General features: G+C 71.6%; 21 protein-coding genes and 1 tRNA gene. 14 read left to right on the top strand and 8 right to left on the bottom strand.

Going from position 1 to position 19,099, the window contains the following annotated elements; all coding sequences use genetic code 11:
- Positions 1–6 precede the first annotated feature (6 nt).
- On the top strand, positions 7–1,200 hold the full coding sequence (locus Air01nite_RS07365) for a substrate-binding domain-containing protein (protein ID WP_239090555.1): 1,194 nt from the start codon (positions 7–9) through the stop codon (positions 1,198–1,200).
- A gap of 3 nt (positions 1,201–1,203) precedes the next feature.
- Positions 1,204–2,061: a sugar phosphate isomerase/epimerase family protein gene (locus Air01nite_RS07360; protein ID WP_203701193.1), complete on the top strand. Its 858-nt coding sequence runs from the start codon at positions 1,204–1,206 to the stop codon at positions 2,059–2,061.
- On the opposite strand, the gene Air01nite_RS07355 is transcribed toward Air01nite_RS07360, so the two are convergent.
- Positions 2,031–3,983 carry an NACHT domain-containing protein gene (locus Air01nite_RS07355; RefSeq protein ID WP_203701192.1) on the bottom strand — a complete coding sequence of 651 codons (1,953 nt, stop codon included), beginning with the start codon at positions 3,981–3,983 and terminating at the stop codon, positions 2,031–2,033. The genes Air01nite_RS07360 and Air01nite_RS07355 overlap by 31 nt on opposite strands.
- A 106-nt stretch (positions 3,984–4,089) precedes the next feature.
- Here Air01nite_RS07355 and Air01nite_RS07350 point away from each other — a divergent pair, with 106 nt between their 5' ends.
- Both Air01nite_RS07350 and Air01nite_RS07345 read left to right on the top strand, forming a co-directional pair.
- Entirely contained in the window at positions 4,090–4,326 is a 237-nt protein-coding gene (locus tag Air01nite_RS07350; RefSeq protein WP_203701191.1) for a hypothetical protein, read from the top strand.
- 23 nt (positions 4,327–4,349) lie between these two features.
- Positions 4,350–5,192 (top strand): hypothetical protein, encoded by an 843-nt coding sequence (locus Air01nite_RS07345; RefSeq protein ID WP_203701190.1) that lies wholly within the window; start codon positions 4,350–4,352, stop codon positions 5,190–5,192.
- Here the strand turns inward: Air01nite_RS07345 and Air01nite_RS07340 are convergent.
- Positions 5,183–6,025, bottom strand: a complete 843-nt coding sequence (locus Air01nite_RS07340) for an oxygenase MpaB family protein (protein WP_203701189.1) — start codon at positions 6,023–6,025, stop codon at positions 5,183–5,185. The two genes, Air01nite_RS07345 and Air01nite_RS07340, sit on opposite strands and share 10 nt — an antisense overlap.
- A gap of 14 nt (positions 6,026–6,039) precedes the next feature.
- A complete protein-coding gene (locus Air01nite_RS07335; protein ID WP_203701188.1) occupies positions 6,040–6,480 on the bottom strand; it encodes a Fur family transcriptional regulator in 441 nt (146 codons plus the stop codon).
- A 157-nt stretch (positions 6,481–6,637) separates the two neighbouring features.
- Between Air01nite_RS07335 and Air01nite_RS07330 the strand changes: the two genes are divergently transcribed.
- Entirely contained in the window at positions 6,638–7,123 is a 486-nt protein-coding gene (locus Air01nite_RS07330; RefSeq protein ID WP_203701187.1) for a DUF2231 domain-containing protein, read from the top strand.
- A gap of 4 nt (positions 7,124–7,127) precedes the next feature.
- Here the strand turns inward: Air01nite_RS07330 and Air01nite_RS07325 are convergent, their stop codons facing one another.
- Positions 7,128–7,433 (bottom strand): translation initiation factor 2, encoded by a 306-nt coding sequence (locus tag Air01nite_RS07325; RefSeq protein WP_203701186.1) that lies wholly within the window; start codon positions 7,431–7,433, stop codon positions 7,128–7,130.
- 39 nt (positions 7,434–7,472) lie between these two features.
- Here Air01nite_RS07325 and Air01nite_RS07320 point away from each other — a divergent pair, with 39 nt between their 5' ends.
- Together Air01nite_RS07320 and Air01nite_RS07315 are read left to right on the top strand one after the other, a co-directional pair.
- A complete protein-coding gene (locus Air01nite_RS07320; protein WP_203701185.1) occupies positions 7,473–7,646 on the top strand; it encodes a hypothetical protein in 174 nt (57 codons plus the stop codon).
- An 89-nt stretch (positions 7,647–7,735) separates the two neighbouring features.
- Positions 7,736–8,044: an FmdB family zinc ribbon protein gene (locus Air01nite_RS07315; RefSeq protein WP_203701184.1), complete on the top strand. Its 309-nt coding sequence runs from the start codon at positions 7,736–7,738 to the stop codon at positions 8,042–8,044.
- 6 nt (positions 8,045–8,050) lie between these two features.
- On the opposite strand, the gene Air01nite_RS07310 is transcribed toward Air01nite_RS07315, so the two are convergent.
- A complete protein-coding gene (locus Air01nite_RS07310) occupies positions 8,051–8,605 on the bottom strand; it encodes a 5-formyltetrahydrofolate cyclo-ligase (protein ID WP_203701183.1) in 555 nt (184 codons plus the stop codon).
- Positions 8,606–8,749: 144 nt separating this feature from the next.
- On the opposite strand from Air01nite_RS07310, the gene Air01nite_RS07305 reads away from it, so the two are divergent.
- The 6 genes from Air01nite_RS07305 (at position 8,750) to Air01nite_RS07280 (ending at position 14,797) form a co-directional block, all read left to right on the top strand.
- Complete coding sequence (locus tag Air01nite_RS07305) at positions 8,750–10,870, top strand: GGDEF domain-containing protein (protein WP_203701182.1); 2,121 nt, start codon at positions 8,750–8,752, stop codon at positions 10,868–10,870.
- 9 nt (positions 10,871–10,879) lie between these two features.
- Positions 10,880–11,836 (top strand): UTP--glucose-1-phosphate uridylyltransferase, encoded by a 957-nt coding sequence (locus Air01nite_RS07300; protein ID WP_203701181.1) that lies wholly within the window; start codon positions 10,880–10,882, stop codon positions 11,834–11,836.
- Positions 11,833–13,107, top strand: coding sequence for a molybdopterin molybdotransferase MoeA (locus tag Air01nite_RS07295; RefSeq protein WP_203701180.1), 1,275 nt, complete (start codon positions 11,833–11,835; stop codon positions 13,105–13,107). The genes Air01nite_RS07300 and Air01nite_RS07295 overlap by 4 nt, the downstream gene beginning before the upstream one ends.
- Positions 13,107–13,736 (top strand): GNAT family N-acetyltransferase, encoded by a 630-nt coding sequence (locus tag Air01nite_RS07290; protein WP_203701179.1) that lies wholly within the window; start codon positions 13,107–13,109, stop codon positions 13,734–13,736. The genes Air01nite_RS07295 and Air01nite_RS07290 overlap by 1 nt, the downstream gene beginning before the upstream one ends.
- A 120-nt stretch (positions 13,737–13,856) precedes the next feature.
- Positions 13,857–14,651, top strand: a complete 795-nt coding sequence (gene sepX / locus Air01nite_RS07285; protein ID WP_239090554.1) for a divisome protein SepX/GlpR — start codon at positions 13,857–13,859, stop codon at positions 14,649–14,651.
- 69 nt (positions 14,652–14,720) lie between these two features.
- Positions 14,721–14,797 (top strand) — tRNA-Ala (locus Air01nite_RS07280).
- A 121-nt stretch (positions 14,798–14,918) separates the two neighbouring features.
- On the opposite strand, the gene Air01nite_RS07275 is transcribed toward Air01nite_RS07280, so the two are convergent.
- From Air01nite_RS07275 to Air01nite_RS07265, 3 genes are all read right to left on the bottom strand, one after another.
- A complete protein-coding gene (locus Air01nite_RS07275; RefSeq protein WP_203701177.1) occupies positions 14,919–15,656 on the bottom strand; it encodes an NYN domain-containing protein in 738 nt (245 codons plus the stop codon).
- Between the two features lie 73 nt (positions 15,657–15,729).
- Positions 15,730–17,667, bottom strand: a complete 1,938-nt coding sequence (locus Air01nite_RS07270; protein ID WP_203701176.1) for an intein-containing Rv2578c family radical SAM protein — start codon at positions 17,665–17,667, stop codon at positions 15,730–15,732.
- Between the two features lie 103 nt (positions 17,668–17,770).
- Positions 17,771–18,142, bottom strand: a complete 372-nt coding sequence (locus Air01nite_RS07265) for a thioredoxin family protein (RefSeq protein ID WP_203701175.1) — start codon at positions 18,140–18,142, stop codon at positions 17,771–17,773.
- A gap of 437 nt (positions 18,143–18,579) precedes the next feature.
- Between Air01nite_RS07265 and Air01nite_RS07260 the strand changes: the two genes are divergently transcribed.
- A complete protein-coding gene (locus Air01nite_RS07260) occupies positions 18,580–19,095 on the top strand; it encodes a MaoC family dehydratase (protein ID WP_203701174.1) in 516 nt (171 codons plus the stop codon).
- Positions 19,096–19,099 lie beyond the last annotated feature (4 nt).

Below are 19,099 nucleotides of genomic sequence, written 5' to 3'. Positions count from 1 at the left end.
GGAGAGTTGCGAACAAGAACAGGTAGCGCCCTGGCCGCACTGGCCGGCACCGCCATGATCCTGGCGGGCTGCGCCAGCGACGTGCCGGCCGCCAACCCCAGCGCGAGCGGTTCCGCGGCGGCCGGCGCCGGCACCGGTGAGACGTCGTCGTTCTTCGTGCAGGCCGACTACGACAACGAGATGGGCCTGCGCAGCGCGACGGCGACCGGGCCGGCCGACAAGCCGTGGGAGCAAGCGCTCAACCCGACGAACGCGGACACGGCCAAATACAAGAAGGCCGGACCGTACAACCTGTGCTTCTCGAACGCGGGCGTCGGCAACCCGTGGCGGCAGGTCGGCTTCAAGAACATGCAGGCCGAGGTGAAGCTGCACCCGGAGATCAAGTCGTTCCAGGTGACCGACGCGGAGAGCAAGGACGACAAGCAGATCTCCGACATAACCGACCTGCTCGGCAAGGGCTGTGACGCGCTGATCGTGTCGCCCAACACGACCGCGACGCTGACCCCGGCCGTCGAGCAGGCGTGCGCCAAGGTGCCGGTGATCGTCTTCGACCGCGGCGTGAACACCAAGTGCCCGGTCACGTTCATCAACCCCATCGGCGGGTACGCGTTCGGCGCGGCCGGCGCCGAGTTCCTGACCGAGAAGGTCAAGCCCGGCGGCAACATCCTGGCGCTGCGCATCCTGCCGGGCGTCGACGTGCTAGAAGCCCGCTGGGGCGCGGCCAAGGTGGCCTTCGACAAGTCGCAGCTCAAGGTCGTCGGCGTCGAGTTCACGGACGGCGACGCGGCCAAGACGAAGACCATCGTCTCCAACTATCTGCAGCGCTTCGGCACCATCGACGGCATCTGGATGGACGCCGGCGCCACGGCGGTCGCGGCGGCGGAGGCGTTCGAGGACGCGGGCAAGCCGTTCCCTGCCATCGTCGGCGAGGACCAGCAGGACTTCCTGCGGATGTGGCAGGACAAGAAGCTGACGGCGGTGGCGCCGACCTATCCGACGTACCAGTGGCGTACCCCCGTGATCGCCGCCTTGAAGATCCTCAAGGGCGAGCCCGTGCCGAACCCGTGGAAGCTGCCGCAGCCGACGATCACGGACGCCAACCTGGCGCAGTTCGTCGACCCGAGCATGCCGCCGTTGCACTACGCGATGTGCGGCTGCAGCGACCTGCCCGGCTATCCGGGCGACTGGGGCGGTAAGTAGACCGTGTTCGAGATCGGTGCGAACCCCTGGATCTGGACGTCCCCGGTCACGGACGAGGCGCTGGCGAAGCTGGTGCCCCGCATCGCGGCCTGGGGCTTCGACGCGATCGAGATCCCGGTGGAGAACCCCGGCGACTGGTCGGCGCCACGCACGCGCGACCTGCTGGCCGACCACGGCCTGACCGCCGCCGCGGTCCTCTCGGTCACGCCGCCGGGCCGTGACCTGGTCAACACCGATCCTTCTACGGTACGGGCGACCCAGGACTACCTCCGCTCCCTTGTGGACGCGGCGGTGGTCCTGGGCGCACCCAGCGTCTGCGGCCCGGCCTACGCCGCGGTGGGCCGGGTCTGGCGGATGCTGCCGGCGGAACGGGCGGCCTGCTACGCGTCGTTGCGGACGGCGCTCACGCCGGTGGCCGACTACGCGGGCGCCCGCGGGGTCCGGATCGGCCTGGAGGCGCTGAACCGCTACGAGACCTCGGTGGTCAACACGGTCGAGCAGACCCTGACGGCGATCGACGGCCTGCCGCCGAACGTGGGCATCATGCTCGACAGCTACCACATGAACATCGAGGAGGCGGACCCGTTCGCGGCCATCACGGCGGCCGGTCCGCGCCTGGTGCACGTGCAGGTGAGCGGCAGCGACCGCGGCGCACCGGGCGCCGACCACATCGACTGGCCACGCTGGCTCGCGACCCTGTCGGCAACGGGCTACCGCGGCCCGATCTGCATCGAGTCGTTCACGGGCGAAAACGAAACGATCGCGGTGGCGGCGTCGATCTGGCGCCCGTTCGCCGAGTCCCAGGACGCCCTGGCCACCAACGGCCTGCACTACCTGCGCGAGGTCTGCGCGGCGCTCTGAGCCGCGAGATGTTCCTGGAGACGCAGGTGCCGAAACTGATATTCCGCCCCGACCTGACGCAGGACGCCGCGGGCATGTGCGTCGTCCAGAAAGCGGAACAGCGTCAGCGGTAGCCGGCCGAGGACCACCAGCAGCAGGAGTGCGAAGCCGAAGCGGCCCCAACACGACGCGCTGGAGACCAGCACCACGGCAAGGAGGAAGCCCATGGCGAATCCGCGCTGGGTGAACCCCGCGATCGCCCCGCCGACGGTGACGCCGGTGCACGCCGCGAGCGCGACGGCCAGCGCTACGTTCCGATCTTCCCGCATGGACTGTCGCGGGCTCACCAACTCGCTCGCGCCCGGCAGTATCGCGAGCCCCAGACACAGACCGAAGACGAAGCCGAAGACGACGTAGGTCGCCACGTCGCTCGGACCAGGATCGCCGAGACCGGCATCGAGCACGCCGAGGACCAGCGCGCTCAACAGACCTCCGACGATCGCGGCGACCATCAGGCCCGGTTGCACGCGAATGCGGCGCGGTCCGGTCACGAAATACCACGAGACGAGATTCGCGGCCAGTGCCACCGCAGTGGTGGCGACCGGGATGTAGGGCCAGCCGAGATCGACCCCGAATCCCGGCACCGAGCTCAGACTCATCCCGACCGAGATGTAGTCGAACCCTCCGAGAGCAAGGACCGCGCTCGCGGTCAGGCCGATTGCGACGGACCAGACCAGCAGGAAGACGGACCCGTGCACTGGCACCGCCGCCGGCAGGCGCCACCATGCCAGCTCGGAGGTGTTCCGGTCGCGAAGGTGCTCGGCGAGCACGCGTAGCCAACTGATCGCCTTGTCCGGCGAATAGGGTCGTGGTGGCCGGTGCTCGTCCGGTGCGGCCGGCCGCGTGCGGTAAACGGTGGGCAGGTAGCCCGCGATCAATTGTTCTTCGATGGCGGCCGGGTCCGCGAAGCCGACGAGTGTCGCCGGGTCGGCCCGTGGGTCCGCATAGACCGTCCGCGCGAGATAAACCATCAGTGGCGTCGCCAAGGCGCGGGCCAGCGGACCGGACGGGTCGGTCGTGAGCGACGCGACGACGGGGTCCCAGCGCCGTTCCGCGGCGATCTGCCCGGCCCGCAGGTATGCGGCCGCCTGTGCACCCGCAACCGGCTCGACCTCGACCACCGCCGCTCGGGCAAGGGGTGTCCCGGTCGCGCCGATGAGGCTCTCGTACTCCTCCGCCCGGCAGGTCACGACCAGTGGCCGGTCGGCGGTCACGGCATGGTTCAGGGCGATCAGCGCGGATGGGAGCATGCGCTGTGGAATCTCGTCAAGGCCATCCAGCACAGGCACGAGGCGACCACTGGTGACGAGCCGACCGGCGGCGTCCCTACCCAGCCGCGGGTAAAGGTCCGCGAGCCGGCGCGCGAGCCAGGTGTCCAGGTGCACGGCGGGGTCCCACGCCGACATGTTGAGCAGCACCGGCACCGCGTCCGCGGTCTGGTTGTCGGCAAGGAGTTGGCGCACCAGCAGCACCGCGAGCGAGGTCTTGCCCGCGCCGGGCGCCCCGATGATGACCAGCTGCCGCGCCGGAAGCTGGCGCCACGCCGACGCTACGGTCGTGACGTCGCCGTGCAGTCCCAGTCGCGTCGCTCGGCCGGCGGCGGGGCCGAGGATGTCCGCCGCGGACGGGGAGACCGGTCGTGGGGTCGACGCCCAGCGCACCGCCAGCGGCTCAGGATGGATCAGCCCTCGGTTGCGCGCCTCCCGGTCCCACTGGCGCCGCACAAGCGCCGCGAGCTCCGCGGCCGCACGGTCGAGCTGCGCGTCCGACCTGGCGTCCGCCGCGCCCCGTCGGGCCATCAGCGTCAGCGCGATGGCCGCGGCGCTCAGCACGGCGCCGACGATGCTCGCGATCTTGTCGCCAGTATCCAGCCCACCCAGCATCCCGCCAGAATGCCGCGCGGCAGGCCACCTTGGTACGGCTGACCGCACCTTCGAGGGGTAGCTGGCCGGATGGAAAGCAGGCAATTCCCCCGCCAGGCTGAACGGCATGAAGAAGACGCTGGCAGTCATCGGAATCGTCATCGGGGCCTACCTGATCGCGCGGGCGGCGATCGAGCCGTTCGTCATCGACTTCGGTGATCCCTCGACCTACGAGCGGGACTGGGGTGGGCCCGGTCTCGCCGGGGTGCTGGCCGTCCACTGCGGACCCGGTGTCATCGCATTGATCGTCTTTGCCGCCCTGCTCGCTCGGCGGCGTGCCCGGAAATCCGCTGTCACCGGCTGACCCACCCGTGGGAGGGTGGTTCGATGGCGGCCGAACCCCTGGACATCGCCTGTGACGAGTCCGGCTACGAGGGCCAGCAGCTCGTCTCCTCCCCGACCACGGTCTTCGCGCACGGCAGCGTGCACCTCACCCGCGACGCCGCCGCCGGCACGATGGCTGAGCTGCGGGGGCGGATCCGGTCGCCGGCCACCGAATACAAGGCCAACCACCTCCTCCGCGAGAAGCACCGCGCCGTCCTGGTCTGGTTGCTCGGGCCCGGCGGCCCGGTGCACGGGCGCGCCCACGTCCTGCTCGTCGACAAGCCGATGTTCCTCGTCCGCACGCTGCTCGACCAGCTCGTCGACGCGCCCGAGCGGGCCGCGACGTTGACCGTCACCGACGAGCCCCGCTGGCGTCGCTTCCTGGTGGCGGGCAACCAACTGCTGCGCACCCGGGAGCCGCTCGACCCCACCGCGGCCGACGCGCTGTTCTGGTCGATCGACGACCTGCGCCGCACCGGCGTCCCGCCGGCCGCCGACGAGACGCTGGCCCTGCTCGCCAAGAGCCGCGCCCGGGCCGACGCGTTCCTCGACCGGCGGCGGTCCGATCCGCCGGCGTTCGCGCCCGTCGACCTGTTGGCGCCCGCGATCGTGCACACGGTCGGCCATTGGGGGCCCGTGCGGATCACCCACGACTTCCAGAGCACGCTCACCCCGGCCCGGGTGGAGTGGCTGCGCGCCGAAGCGCCCGACCTGGTCAGCCTCACCCTGGTCGACTCCAACGACGACCCGCGGGTGCAGGTCGCCGACATCGTCGCCGGCACGGTGCGGGTGATCGCCGGCCGGGCCGATCCCGAGCTGGCGGAGCTCGCCGCGGCCTACGTCTGAGCGGCGGCCGCCCTCGCCATCGCGCCCTGGTAGATCGGGCCCTGGACGTAGCGGCTCGGCAGGGCCGCCAGCGCCGTCCGCAGGGCCCGGGCCGACAAGCCCGCGGTGAAGCCCTCGATCGGCAGGCCGAACCCGCCGTAGAGGCGCCGCGCCCACGTCGGCAGCAGGCCGAGGGCCGTCGAGGCGACCCCGAGATAGAGCAGCCGTGGCCCGCCCAGCTCCAGGCCGAGCCGCACGGCGGGGTTGAGCTTCCACGGCACCGGCGGGGCGGTGAGGAAGACCAGTGCCTCGGCCGAGTCGCGGGTGACCCGCAGCTCCGGCTGCATCGACTCGTAGTAGGCGGCGACCTCGGCCGCGGACGCGGGCACGGTCGCCGGGTCGAGGCCGGCCAGCTCGGCGACCCGGCGCTGCTCGTCGTAGTAGGTGTCGACCTCGGCGTCGGTGAGCGGCACCCCGGCCTGGCGGGCGGTGGTGATGAACGACTCGACCTCGGCGACGTGCACCCAGCGCAGCAGGTCCGGCTCGTCGATCCGGAACACCTCACCGGTGAAGGGATCCCGCGCCCTCATCCGGGCATGCAGCGCGCGCAGCCGGCGGCCGGCCTCCTGCGCCTCGGCGGTCGTGCCGTACACCGCGGTCGCGACGTAGATCGACGTGCGGACCAACCGGCCCCACGGATCGTTCTTGTAGTGCGAGTTCTGCGCCACTCCGGCCATCGCCCGGGGGTGCAGGGCCTGCAGGTAGAGGGAGCGGAGACCGCCGACGAACAGGATGGGCTCGGCGTGCACCCGCCAGGTCACCGTGCCGGGCCCGAACAACCCCAGATCCGCCATGCCGTCAAGCCTAGTTAGTCGTCGGCCTGGTGCTCCTGGCACGAGGGGCAGAGACCCCAGAAGGTCACTTCCGCCTCGTCGACGACGAAGCCGCCCGCGCCGACCGGGTCGAGGCAGGGTGCCGAGCCGTGCACGCAGTCGACGTCGCCGATCGCGCCGCAGGCCCGGCAGACCACGTGGTGGTGGTTGTCGCCGGCCCGCGCCTCGAACCGGGCGGGGCTGCCGGCGGGCTCGATCCGCCGGGCCAGGCCGGCCCGGGACAGCGCGCCGAGCACGTCGTACACCGCCTGCGTCGACACCGAGTCGAGCCGCGTGCGCACGGCGGTGGCGATCTCGTCGACCTCGAGGTGGCCGCCGGCGCCCAGCACCTCGAGCACGGCGAGCCGCGGCCGCGTCACCCGCATGCCACGGGATCGCAGCAGGCTCGCGCCACGCTCCTCCGCCGACTCCGACATGCCGCAATGGAAGCACGCAACCTGGAAACGTTCAAGATACGGCGAGTTCAGCGGCATTTCGATCAAGCGATGAACCGAACGCCACCGGCCTCACGTGTCCCGAACGTAAGGACTGTTCGGCGCCGTACGCTGACACCGCATTCCCTCAGGAGGCCGCATGCTGAACAACATTCTGGGCATACCGGCCCACCCCTTGATCATCCACGCGGCCGTGATCTTCATCCCGCTGCTCTGTCTCGGTGCGATCGTGTACGCAGTGGTGCCGCGGTTCCGCGGCAAGATCGGGTGGGCGGTGCTGGCCCTCGCGGTGATCGCCCCCATCGCCGCCTGGCTGGCGACGGAGTCCGGCGAGAACCTGCGCGAGCGGCTGATCGCCGCCGGCTTCTCGCAGGACATCATCGACAAGGTCAACCAGCACCAGAGCTACGGCGACAAGACCTGGTGGTTCACCCTCGCGCTGGGCGTCGTGACGCTGGTCATGCTGTTCATCACGAACGGCGTCCGCCCGGTGCCGCAGCCGCCGATCTGGGTCACGCTGGCGGTCAGCGTCGTGGTCATCGCGCTGGCCGTGGTGACCGCGATCTACGTGTTCCTCACCGGCGACAGCGGCGCCCACGCGGTCTGGGAAGGCGCCGTCCCCTAATCGCCTAGAACAGGACCCGCGAGCAGAGCAGGCAGGAGAGCACGACCATCACCGCGGCGGCGACCAGGCCGACGCCGTACGTGAGCGTCCGTGCGTCCTTCTCCTGTGCCTCGATCTTGTCGATGTCCTGCGGCGCGAGCTGGCGGGGTGGCGGCGGCTGCAGATAGGTGGGCGGCCGCCACCCCGCCGGCGGCGGCTGCGTGGGCGGCGGACCCGAATAACCGGTCTGGGGTACGGCCTCGCCGGTGCCCGCCGGTCCGGGTTCGCCACCGGGCTGGGGTCGCTGCCAGTTCGGGTCGTCGTACGTCACGGCGAACGACGCTACCGAACGCGCGGGTACGCTGCCTGCGTGAACCGCGTGGAACCGCCCGCCGCACCGGAAGACGACCGTCCCGTCGACCTCACCGGTGACGAGTTCCTGCTCCCCGAGCAGACGTCGGACGACACCGACCGCGGCTGGGGTGAGCGATCCGACACCAACGACGAGCGGCTCTGGGAAGACCGGCCGCCGCACTGGGGTTGATGTTGTCGCTGGACGAAGCCGCGTCCGATGCCGCACTATTAGCACTCGGATAGGCTGAGTGCCAAGACTCGCAAGATCCGGAGGAAGCCGTGCCGACCTACCAGTACGCCTGCACCGAATGCGGACACAACCTCGAGGCGGTCCAGTCGTTCGCCGACGAGCCGCTGACCGTGTGCCCGGAGTGCGAGGGTCGCCTGCGTAAGGTCTTCAACTCGGTCGGCGTGGTGTTCAAGGGCTCCGGCTTCTACCGCACCGACTCGCGCAACGGCGCCACCGGCAGCGACAGCAAGGTCACGTCCGAGTCCAAGACCGAGACCAAGTCCGAGTCGAAGACCGAGACCAAGACCGAGTCCAAGCCGAAGGCAGAGCCGGCCAAGGCCGCGACCCCGTCCGCGTAACCGCGCTCACAGCCGCGTCAGTCCGCCCGCCGGGGTGATCACCCCGGTCACCCGCTGGTCGTGCGCGGCTTCCGGCACGCGGTCGACCAGCTCACCGTCGTGCAGCAGCGCGACCACGGGCACACCGGCGGGCACGCGGGCCAACGCCCGGTCGTAGGAGCCACCACCGCGCCCGAGCCGCATCCCTCTCCGGTCGACCGCCAGCGCCGGCGCCACGATCAGCCCGGCCCCGGCCACCGCGTCCACGCCCAGCCGCTCGCCCGCCGGCTCCCGCAGCCCGCGCCCGGCCGGCACCAGCGTGCCGGTGAAGGCGGCCCAGTCCAGGTCGTTGTCGGGCCGCAGCACCGGGAGCAACAGTTCGGCCGGCTCTTCCAGCGCGGACCGCAGCAGCGCCGCCAGGTCGGCACCGCCGGGTTCGCCGGCGATCGGCACGTACGCGCAGACCAGTCGCGGCGCGCTCGCCCGGACCAGTTCGGCGAGCACCGCCGCCACCGCCGAAGCCGCCGTGACCTGCGCTTTCGCGGACAGCGACCGGCGGCCGGCGAGCACCGCGGCCCGCATGTCAGCCTTCGTCGTCCCGCTATGCGATAAATCCGGCACGCAACACTCCCGACCCTCAGCCGGTTAGACCCTCGATGGGCACACCGCTGCCGAGCATGGCAGACGCCGATCTCGGCGAGGTCCACACCGGTCGAAGGGGGAGTTGTGACGCTGCGCGGGCGGCTGACCGCCGCGTTCCTCGCCGTCGTGTTGGGACCGGTGCTGCTCGGGGCCCTCTTCGTCGGGGGCACCGTCGCCGCCGTCGGCCGGGACCGGGCCGCGGACCAGCTCAGCGTCGCGGCCACCGCGGTGCGCACCTCCGTCAGCTCCCTCTGCCAGCAGCTCCAGGCCGCCGCCGACGCGGTCGCCGTCGCCACGGACCCGGTCCGGCAGACCGACGTGGCCAGCCAGGTGGTCGCCCGCGGCCTGGCCTCCGGCGTCGTGGTCGAGGGCGCCGACGGCGTACCCACGCTGCGCACGCCCGGTGCACCGCGGCGGCCCTGGGCCGACTGCGCGCAACCGTCCGCGGACCCCGGCCCGTTCGTCGGGCTGGCCGTCCGGATCGAGGCCCGGGACGCGGCCGGCGTGCCGCTGGGTTCGGTCTGGGCCACCCACGACCTCGACGCGGCCACCGTCGGCCGGCTAGCGGGCGCGTCCGGCACCGCGGTCACCCTGCTCGGCGGCACACCGCCGACCGCCGTGCACAGCACGGAGTCGGCGGGCACGCTGGCCGCGGTGGTCGCCGCGGCTTCGGGGGTACGCGGTGACGCGGTCGCCGAGACCACCGACGGGCGGATCGTCCGGCGAGTCGGCCCGGCCCCCGGCCAGCCGCTCCCGCTGGTGCTCTCGGTGCCGACCGGTCAGGCGCAGGGCCTGTACGGGCTGCTCGTCTGCACCGTCGTGCTGGCCGGCCTGTTCGCGGTGAGCGCGGCCTGGTGGCTGGCCCGGTCGACCACCCGCCCGCTGGCCGAGCTGGCCGCCGCGGCCGACCGGGCGGCCGGCGGCGACCTGGCGGCGCGGGTGCCGGTGCGCGGGCAGGACGAGGTCGGGCGGCTGGCGGTCGCGTTCAACCGGATGACCCGTGAGACACAGGCATACGTGAAGGCGCTGACCACCAGCCGCGACCAGCTCCGCGGGCACCTCGCGGTGCTCGGCGACACCCTGTCCAGCACCCACGACCTGCAGCGGATCCTCCAGGTGATCCTGGAGACCGCCGGGGCGGCGACCGGCGCCAGCGGCGGCGTCGTGCTGCTGCTCGACCCGGCCACCGGCACGCTGGTCGGCCAGTGCGGGCTCGGCGTCGAGGCCGCCGGCCGGCGGGTGCCGCTCGGTGCCGGGCTGCTCGGCGGTGTCGCCGCGACCGGTGTGCCGCGCCGCGGGCGCGTCGACCGGGACGGTCCACCACTGTCGCCGTTCGAGCCGGCCTGCCGCACGTACGTCGCCGTGCCGTTCAACGTCGCGGGACCGCCGGCCGAGCCGGTGCCGGGTGTGCAGCCGCCCGAGCCGACGACCGCGTCCGGTGTGCTCGCGCTCTACGACCGGCTGGGCCACGACGAGTTCGACGACGCCGACGTGATCACGCTGCGCACGTTCGCCGGCCAGGCCGCGATCGCCGTCGACAACGTCCGGGTCCACCAGGAGGCGCAGCGCCTGTCGCTGACCGACCCGCTCACCGGGCTGTGGAACTACCGCTATCTCCGGGAGTCCATCCGGCGCGAGGTCGAGCGGGCGAGCCGGTTCGGCCGGATGCTCGCGGTGCTCGCCCTCGACCTCGACCGGTTCAAGGAGGTCAACGACACGTACGGGCACGCGGCCGGCGACATGGTGCTGGTCGAGTTCGCCCGCCGGATCCGCGGCGTCGTGCGCGAGGTCGACCTGGCGTTCCGGCAGGGCGGCGAGGAGTTCGTCGTGCTGCTGCCCGAGACGGACGCCGACGGGGCCGCGATCGTGGCGCGGCGGCTGGGCGCCGCGGTCCGCGACGACGTCTTCGACCTCGAGGGCGCCGGCGGCATCGTGGTGACGGTCTCCATTGGAATCGCGGTGTTCCCTAGCCATGCGGCCACCGCGCAGGCGGTGCTCGACGCGGCCGACGACGCGCTCTACGCGGCGAAGGCGGCCGGGCGCGACGGCTTCCGGACCGCACCCGGCGGCGACCCGGTGATGGCCGAGATACCGGTGGCATCGGCGGCGGTGACCCCGACGGACAACCAACCCCGAGCGGGGATCCGACCTGCTGGCGGCGCGTCAAGCGGGACGCAGCCACCGCGACAGACGAGGGGCGGATAGTCTCGCGGAATGTCGGACGAGCCAGCGACCTCACGACCGCCATCCCCTTCGACCGAACCGCGTCGGCGCGCGGTCAAGGCGGTCATTCCCGCCGCCGGTCTCGCCACCCGGTTCCTGCCCGCCACGAAGGCCGTACCCAAGGAGCTTCTGCCTGTCGTCGACCGACCCGTCCTGCAATACATCGTCGAAGAGGCGGCCGCCGCCGGCATCAAGGACATCCTGTTGGTGACCGGGCGCGGCAAGACCTCGATGGTCGACCACTTCGACCGGCAGCCCTATCTGGAGAGTCGGCTCGAGGAGAAGGGCGACGCCGAACGCCTCGCCGCCGTGCGCCGGCCCGCCGAGCTGGCGGAGATCTACACCTGCCGCCAGGGCGAGCCGCTCGGCCTCGGGCACGCGGTCGGCATGGGCGACTCGCACGTCGGCCAGGAGCCGTTCGCGGTGCTGCTCGGCGACGAGTTCGTCGACGAGACCGAGCCGCTGCTGCCGTCGATGCTCGACCTCCAGGCGCGCACCGGCGGCATCGTGCTGGCGTTCCTCGAGGTGCCGCGCGAGGAGGTCAAGCGCTACGGCATCGCCTCGGTGGCGCCGGCCGAGGACGACCTGGTGCCGGGCGCCGAGGTCGTCCGGGTCACCGGCCTCGTCGAGAAGCCGTCGCCCGAGGAGGCGCCGAGCAACCTCGCCGTCCTCGGCCGCTACGTGCTGCCCGGCAAGATCTTCGAGACGCTGCGGCACACCAAGCCCGGCAGCGGCGGCGAGATCCAACTGACCGATGCGATGCAGGCGCTGCTCGACGAGGGCACGCCGGTGCACGGCATCGTCTACCGCGGCACCCGCTACGACACGGGCATGCCGCTGGGCTACCTGCAGGCCGTCGTGCAGATCGCATGCCAACGTGAAGACCTGGGTCCGGCGTTCCGGTCCTGGCTCGAAGAGTTCGTTCAAGCGGGAGGAGTCGGCTCATGACGCAGACAGCCGACGCGGAAGTGGCAGCCAGAGAGCTGACCTCGCTGGCCGACTATCTCGGCAGCGCGCTGCGGCGGCTGCGGGCGTTGCCGCCGCTCGACCTCGAGCTGACCCAGGCGTACGGCAACGTGCTCGCGCAGGACGTCCTCGCGCCGCATCCGTTCCCGGCGTTCGACCTGGCCTCGATCGACGGCTACGCGGCCCGCTGGGAGGACGTGTGCACCGCGGGCCGCGGCGCGCCCGTGCGGCTCAACGTGATCGGCGACCTGTCGGCGTCGAGCTGGCGGCCGGTCCGGCTCACGCCGTCGACCTGCTTCTCGGTGGCCGCCGGCGCGCCGCTGCCCGGCGGCGCCGACGTGGTCGTGCCGATCACCTGGACCGACCAGGGCATGGCGGCGGTCGAGATCTTCCAGCCGCCGAAGCGCGGCTCCGGCCTGCGCCGCGCCGGCGACGAGCTCGCCGCGGGCTCGGTGCTGGCCCGCGCCGGCTCGACGATCACGCCGGCGCTGGTGGCGGCGTTCGCGGCCACCGGCATCGGGCACGTGGTGGTCCGGTCCAGCCCGCGGGTGGTCATCATCGCCACCGGCGACGAGCTGGTCGAGGTCGGCCGGGGCAGCCAGCCCGGCCAGGTGGTCGACGCCAACTCGCACGCGCTGGCCGCGGCGGCGGCCGAGGTCGGTGCGCTGGCCTACCGCGTCGGCATCTGCGACGACGACCCCGAGGGGTTGCGCGCGTTGCTGGAGGACCAGACGCTGCGCGCAGACCTGATCCTGACCACCGGCGGCACCGGCACCGGCCCGGGCGACATGGTGCGCCGCATCCTGTCCCGCCGCGACGGCGGCCGGGCCGGACCCGTGGCATTCACGGAGGTCGCGCTCTACCCTGGCACCACGCTCGGATTCGGCACGGTCGGTGCGGAGGAGGTGCCCGTGGTCTGCCTGCCCGGTGACCCCGGCGCCGCGTTGATCGGCTTCGAGGTGCTGGCGCGGCCGGCGATCCAGCTCCTGTCGGGCGCCGAGCCGGTGTTCCGGCCCAGCGTGCGGGCCCACCTGCTCGACACGGTGACCTCGCCGGTCGGCCTGCGCGAGTTCCGGCCGGCCCACGTCGCCGAGCGCCGCGGCGGTGGCTACACGGTGCAGCCGCTGCACGGTGGGCCGTACACCCTGTCGGGTCTGATGGAGGCCAACGGCCTGGTCGTGCTCGGCGAGCGGGTGACGGCCGCGGCGGCGGGCTCCACCGTGGATGTTCTGCTGCTGGACCGACGCAGGTGATGCCGTTCGGCGCCGCTCCGGGCTGGCCCGCCGTCCTGCGCGACGGGCCGGTCGTGCTGCGCCCCTACCGTCGCTCGGACGCCGGGGCGTGGTCGGAGGTGCGCCGGGCCAACCGGGCCTGGCTGGCGCCGTGGGAGCCGTCGGCGCCCGGTGACTGGAACGAGCTCAACTCGATCGCGGCGTACCGTTTCGTGCACCGCGACCAGCGCAAGTCGGCGCGGCGCGGCGAGAGCATGCCGTTCGCGATCTGCCTCGAGGACCGTTTCGTCGGGCACATCAACCTGGGCAATGTCGTACGCCGGGCGTTCTGCTCCGCGTACGTCGGCTACTGGGTCGACGGCCGGGTGGCGGGCCGCGGCGTGACCCCGACGGCGCTGGCGCTGGTGGTCGACCACGCGTTCCGGCACGGAGGCCTGCACCGCATCGAGGTCAACATCCGCCCCGAGAACAAGCCCTCCCGGCGCGTCGTGGAAAAGCTCGGTTTCCGCGAAGAGGCGTACCACCCGCGCTACATGCACATCGACGGCGCGTGGCGCGACCACATCGGATACGCGATGACCAGCGAGGAGGTCGCGGCCGAGGGCGGGCTGCTCGCCCGCTGGCACCGCGTCCGCACGACCGCATCCTGATCTTGACCGAGTCGGCGCGTTGCGCCACATTGTTCGGTAGCCGCCCGTAACCTCGAATTACGAACGTACGGCAACCTCATCAATCCGCATGATCGGGTTGTCACTCGTATGACGGGAGGGGTGAGGGTGCCGACATCGGTGCTCCTCGCCGTCCTCGCCGCGGCCGGGCTGCTCGCTCTGGCGCCGGCCCTGGTCCGCCGGTATGACGCCACCGAGCGATTGGTAGCGGAGAGGGCGTCGCCGACGGCGCGGGTGTTGTCACGCCGCCGCCGTCGCCGCACCGTGCCCGGCCGCCGCCCGATCCGCGGCGCCCGGGCGGTGCTGCCTCCCCTGCGCCCCGAGGTCCCCGTGTCGGCACCGCCGGTGTCGGCACCACCCGTGTCAGCGCCGCCCACGTCGCGGCGCGCCCCCCGCCTGCGTGCGGTCCCGCCGGGCGTCATGGCCCGCCCGGCGCGCCGCCGCCCGCTGCGCCGTCACCCGACGGCGGTCTACCGGCGCCGCCGGGTCCTGGCCGCCCTGCTGCTGCTGAACCTGGTCGAGCTGATCGGGGTGTTCCTGGTCGGCCCGGGCTTCTGGGTGGGCGTGGCGGTGACCGGCACCCTGCTGCTGGTCTACCTGGGCCACCTGCGCAGCCGAGCGCTGGCGGAGCGGGCCCGCCGCCGCCGGATGGCCCGTCGCGCGGCCTGGCTGGCGGCGCGCCAGGCCGAGGTCCGGGCGGAACAGGCACGCCGGGCGGAGGCCCGGCGGGAGCAACAGCGCCGCCTGGCCGCCCAGCGCGAGGCGGTCCGCCGAGCGGCGATGGGCCTGGACCGCCCGGCCGACCTCCCACCGGCGGCGACGGGCTCGGTCTCCTACCGCCGAGCGGGCGGGTTGCGCGGGAGCCCGTACGAGACCCGACGGAGCAACACGGCCTAGGGTCGGTTCGCTGTCCGGTGGTGGCACCTGTTAGCCTTATCGCCGGTTCGCTGGACGTGATCCAGCGGCGGGGCTGTGGCGCAGACCGGTAGCGCACCTCGTTCGCATCGAGGGGGTCAGGGGTTCAAATCCCCTCAGCTCCACCATCACTGGACGCCCCTCGGCGTGTCTGGTGCACATTGAAAAACCCGGCCCCACGAGGGGAACCGGGTGGTATATGTCGAGCACTATATCCGCCTTGAGCGTGACCGGGCAACCCAAACCTGGCTACCAGCCGGCGGGCCTGACCAACGAATTAACGGGATTGCTCAGCTGACAGGCGCGGAGGTCGGCATCCGTCAGTTGTTGCCACCAGTGGCCGCCCACGCCTTGCGTCGGATTTCCGCGGAGGGCGCCGGCCAACTGGTTCTTCGACGGGTTGATCAATCCGATCGGCACTCGTGATCGGGCGTAGGAGACCGGAAACTTCAGGTCGCTGTCGTTCGAGATCACCATTGCCGCGTCGACCCGCGACGTGAGCACATCCACGAGCAGATGCGAGGCGACGTTTACGTCGGAGCCCTTCTCTTCGCGATGGGCGAACGAAACCATGAACTGAGCGTCTGGCACCGGGCGCCCGTGCCCGTCGCGGATCATGACCGGCCAGGCCGCGTTCACGATCTGCGGACCGCCCTGCCGGCTGGGCGCCTTCACCGCGAGGGGTGCGGTCTTGACGCGGGACACGTAGGTGCCGTACTCGATGTGATCGACGCTTGCGGCAGCGACGACCGCCTTGAGATAAACCTGTTGATCGGTGAAGCCCGACTGGTTGCTGGCGGCGTCGATAATCGCGGTGCAGTAAACAACTCGTTCTATCGCCGCGTTGGGCCAGCTTGATACGCGTCCGACAACGCGCTCGGCAAGCGCGCGGATGTCGAGCCATCGCCAGCCGGGCGTGCTGCGGCCGCAAATGCCGCGGGCGCCGTAATAAAGGTTGTATCCATCGACGTAAACACCGACGCGCACTGGCGAACGGTAGCAGCCGAGTCACCATGTCGGTGCCCGCGATTGTGCCGTCTGGTGAATTCGTCGGCGTGCCTCAGAGCAGGGTGAGTTGCTCCGGCTCCGGTGGCTGCTCCGGCAGTTGGCGCGGCTCGAAGTTGTCCTGGCGGTCCAGGCCATACCGGCGGGCCGCCTGGCGGACTCGGGCCGTGATCTCCCGCTGGTATTCCTTCGGCAGGTAGGAGCCGCCCCGATAGAGCGCCCGGTAGCGCGGCACCAGGTCCGGGAACTCGCGGCCCAGCCACTTCGCGTACCACTCCCGCGTGCCCGGGCGCAGGTGCAGGGCGATGCCGGTCACCCCGGACGCGCCCGCGGCGGCCGCGGCGGCCACCGCCGCGTCGATCGACTCCTCGTCGTCCGTCAGGCCCGGCAGGATCGGGGCCACCAGGACGCCCACCTTGAAGCCCGCGTCCGTCAGGCGGCGCACCGCGTCCAGGCGGCGGCGTGGTGACGGCGTGCCCGGCTCGACCCGCCGCCACAACTCCTCGTCGACGAAGCCGATCGAGTAGGACAGGCCCACCGACGTCACCGACGCCGCCTGTGTGAGCAGCGGAAGGTCGCGCAGGATCAGCGTGCCCTTCGTCAGGATCGAGAACGGGTTGGCGAAGTCGCGCAGGGCCGACAGGATCTGCGGCATCAGCCGGTAGCGGCCCTCGGCCCGCTGGTAGACGTCGACGTTGGTGCCCATGGCGATGTGCTCGCCGCGCCAGCGGCGGGCCGACAGCTCCTTGCGGACCAGCTCGCCCGCGTTGACCTTGACGATGATCTTGCTGTCGAAGTCGTGGCCCGCGTCCAGGTCGAGGTAGGTGTGCGTGTTGCGGGCGAAGCAGTTGTGGCTCACCACCCCGTTGGCGATGAAGTCGCCCGTGCCCGTGGTGATGTCGTAGAGCGGCAGGTCGATGCCCAGCGGCTCCACTTTGAGCACGTCCAGCGGCACGTTGGACTTGAGCGCCAGGCCCTCGATCGAGCGCTTCGACGTGGCCGCCGGGTCGGTCAGGTGCAGGAACCGCAGCCGGGCCGCCAGGCCGCCGACGACCCGCACGTACCAACCCCGCCCGCCGCCGCCCGTGCGCCGCACCACGAAGTCGAAGCCCAGCGCACGCAGCGCGGCCGCCGCCTCGTCGATCGTCTCCCGGTCGATGCTGCCGATCCGCAGCGTCGTGCCGTCGTGCGAACCGGAGGCGTCGAAGACGCCGGCCAGGAAACCCTTGCGCCAGTCGTCGCTGAGCACCGCGGGCGCGGCGATCCGGCCCGCCGCGGCCAACCGCGCCACCGCCGGCGGCGCCTCGGCGAGATAGCGACCCGTGCGGCGCAGCGGCTCGCGGTCGGTGACGCTCGCGTCACCCCGGCTCATGCCGCACAGGTAGCCGGCCCGGTAGTCGGCGGTGTCGGCCGGCGCCGGCGCGAACCGGCCCACGCCCATCAGCTTGTTGCCGCTGGTCAGGTGCGGGCGCTGGTCGGCGCCGCCCATCGTGCCCGTGACGTGCTTCCAGCCCCGCTCGGTGAGGAACCGGTGATCGCCGCTGGCCACCAACTCGGTGCCGTCGGCCAGGGTCACCCGGTAGGCCGGCTTCGTCGTCTGCCAGTGCGCGAGCACCTCGGTCACCACGTAGCGCCGGTAGGTGCCGGACCGGACCGTCCCGTAGATCCGGTCGCCGACCACCAGATCGCGCAGGGCGCGCGTCCGCCCGTCGGCCAGCAGGATCTGGGTGTCACCGGCCAGGCAGTAGGTGCAGGCGTGGCTGCAACCCCGATAAGGGTTGATCGTCCAGTCGAAGCCCATCCGCGAGTTGCCGGGCACCTTGTTGATGATCGACTTCGCGCGTACCTCGTAGAAGGTCATGCCGGCGAAGCCCGGCGTGTCGAAGGTGCGGGCTACTGCGCCGGGCAGCGCCAGCGGCAGGGGTGGAGTCGCCGGCGCCGCCCGGTCAGGGACGACCGAGGCGGGGAGAGCCGACAGGTTGTCCCAACGCATTACCCGATTCGAACACGTGTACGAGCAAGATTGCAAGCACCCAGCTCACAGATGCGAGCAGGGCGCCCCCGGCAACCGCCGGTGACGCCCTGTCCGAAGGGGCTCAGTGCTCGTGGGAAGCGTGCTCCGCGAGCTGCTTGCGTACGTCGTCCATGTCCAGCGCCTGAACCTGGGAGATCAGCGACTCGACCGCGGACTCGGGCAGCGCGCCCGGCTGCGCGAAGACGATCACGCCGTCGCGGAGCGCCATCAGGGTCGGGATCGAGCGGATGTCGTACCGGGCGGCCAGCTCGACCTGGGCCTCGGTGTCGACCTTGCCGAACACGATGTCCTCGTGCTTCTCGCTGGACCGCTCGTAGACCGGCGCGAAGCGCAGACACGGCCCGCACCAGCTGGCCCAGAAGTCGACGAGAACGATGCCGTCACCGCCGGTGACCTTGTCAAAGTTCTCGGTGGTCAGCTCAACGGTCGCCATGGATCACTCCGATCGGAACTCGTTCGTGCCTCACCCGAGGCATCCGTCGGGTTAAACGACGCAAGCCCCCGCGCCATTCCCGGGCAAGACACCACAAGGACCAAGATCTTGATCGCGTACGGTGACGGGAGCGTTTCCATATCGCGGTGCCCATCCCGCCGCCGTTATCCCCGCTCCCCCAGCCAGTCAAGGGAAAACGGCACGGGTGACGAACAGTTCGAAAGTAGATCACTCTTACGATACGTAATGTTGCAGAACGATAACGGGTGACCCCCGTCACTTCCCGAAGGGTTTTCCGGTACCGGTTGGTCCGGCAAAATCGTAAGGACAAGCGTGGGCGGCGGGTGCCGGGGAGGGCCCCGCCGCTCATTGCGTCTCCCGCCGTTTTGCCGGCTTTTGCCCGCCTGTCAGCGCAGCACACCGGTTATGGTGCGCACATGCGGTTCGGGCGCTACTACGAAGAGTTCGAGGTCGGCGACGTCTACCGGCACTGGCCGGGCAAAACCGTCACCGAGGCCGACGACCACCTCTTCTGCCTGCTGACGATGAACCATCATCCGCTCCATCTCGACGCGCACTACGCGCGGACGGCGACCGAGTTCGGCCGCAACGTGGTGGTCGGCAACTACGTCTACTCGCTGCTGCTCGGCATGTCGGTCGCCGACGTCAGCGGCAAGGCGATCGCCAACCTCGAGGTCGAGTCGCTGCGCCACGTGGCACCGACCTTCCACGGCGACACCATCTACGGCGAGACGACCGTCCTCGACAAGCGGGAGTCCGGCTCGAAGCCCGACCGCGGGGTGGTCGCGGTCGAGACCCGCGGCTACAACCAGGACGGCACGCTGGTCTGCGTCTTCCGGCGCAAGGTCATGGTCCCCAAGCAGGGGCTCGCCGCCGGCGCCGACGGACGGGACCCGGAACGGCCGAGCTTCCCGGAGCCGGCGAGCCGGTAACCCC

The organism is Asanoa iriomotensis (assembly GCF_016862515.1).
Classification (GTDB): Bacteria; Actinomycetota; Actinomycetes; order Mycobacteriales; family Micromonosporaceae; genus Asanoa; species Asanoa iriomotensis.
The sequence above is the reverse complement of the archived record's forward strand: the minus strand, read 5'-3'. Positions and strand labels throughout refer to the sequence as shown.

Excerpts from the sequence above, each read along its gene's own strand:
- Air01nite_RS07355 (WP_203701192.1), bottom strand. The coding sequence starts at position 3,983 with ATGCTGGGTGGGCTGGATACTGGCGACAAGATCGCGAGCATCGTCGGC.
- Air01nite_RS07350 (WP_203701191.1), top strand. The coding sequence starts at position 4,090 with ATGAAGAAGACGCTGGCAGTCATCGGAATCGTCATCGGGGCCTACCTG.
- Air01nite_RS07345 (WP_203701190.1), top strand. The coding sequence starts at position 4,350 with ATGGCGGCCGAACCCCTGGACATCGCCTGTGACGAGTCCGGCTACGAG.
- Air01nite_RS07340 (WP_203701189.1), bottom strand. The coding sequence starts at position 6,025 with ATGGCGGATCTGGGGTTGTTCGGGCCCGGCACGGTGACCTGGCGGGTG.
- Air01nite_RS07335 (WP_203701188.1), bottom strand. The coding sequence starts at position 6,480 with ATGTCGGAGTCGGCGGAGGAGCGTGGCGCGAGCCTGCTGCGATCCCGT.
- Air01nite_RS07330 (WP_203701187.1), top strand. The coding sequence starts at position 6,638 with ATGCTGAACAACATTCTGGGCATACCGGCCCACCCCTTGATCATCCAC.
- Air01nite_RS07310 (WP_203701183.1), bottom strand. The coding sequence starts at position 8,605 with ATGCGGGCCGCGGTGCTCGCCGGCCGCCGGTCGCTGTCCGCGAAAGCG.
- Air01nite_RS07300 (WP_203701181.1), top strand. The coding sequence starts at position 10,880 with ATGTCGGACGAGCCAGCGACCTCACGACCGCCATCCCCTTCGACCGAA.
- Air01nite_RS07295 (WP_203701180.1), top strand. The coding sequence starts at position 11,833 with ATGACGCAGACAGCCGACGCGGAAGTGGCAGCCAGAGAGCTGACCTCG.
- Air01nite_RS07290 (WP_203701179.1), top strand. The coding sequence starts at position 13,107 with ATGCCGTTCGGCGCCGCTCCGGGCTGGCCCGCCGTCCTGCGCGACGGG.
- Air01nite_RS07270 (WP_203701176.1), bottom strand. The coding sequence starts at position 17,667 with ATGCGTTGGGACAACCTGTCGGCTCTCCCCGCCTCGGTCGTCCCTGAC.
- Air01nite_RS07265 (WP_203701175.1), bottom strand. The coding sequence starts at position 18,142 with ATGGCGACCGTTGAGCTGACCACCGAGAACTTTGACAAGGTCACCGGC.
- Air01nite_RS07260 (WP_203701174.1), top strand. The coding sequence starts at position 18,580 with ATGCGGTTCGGGCGCTACTACGAAGAGTTCGAGGTCGGCGACGTCTAC.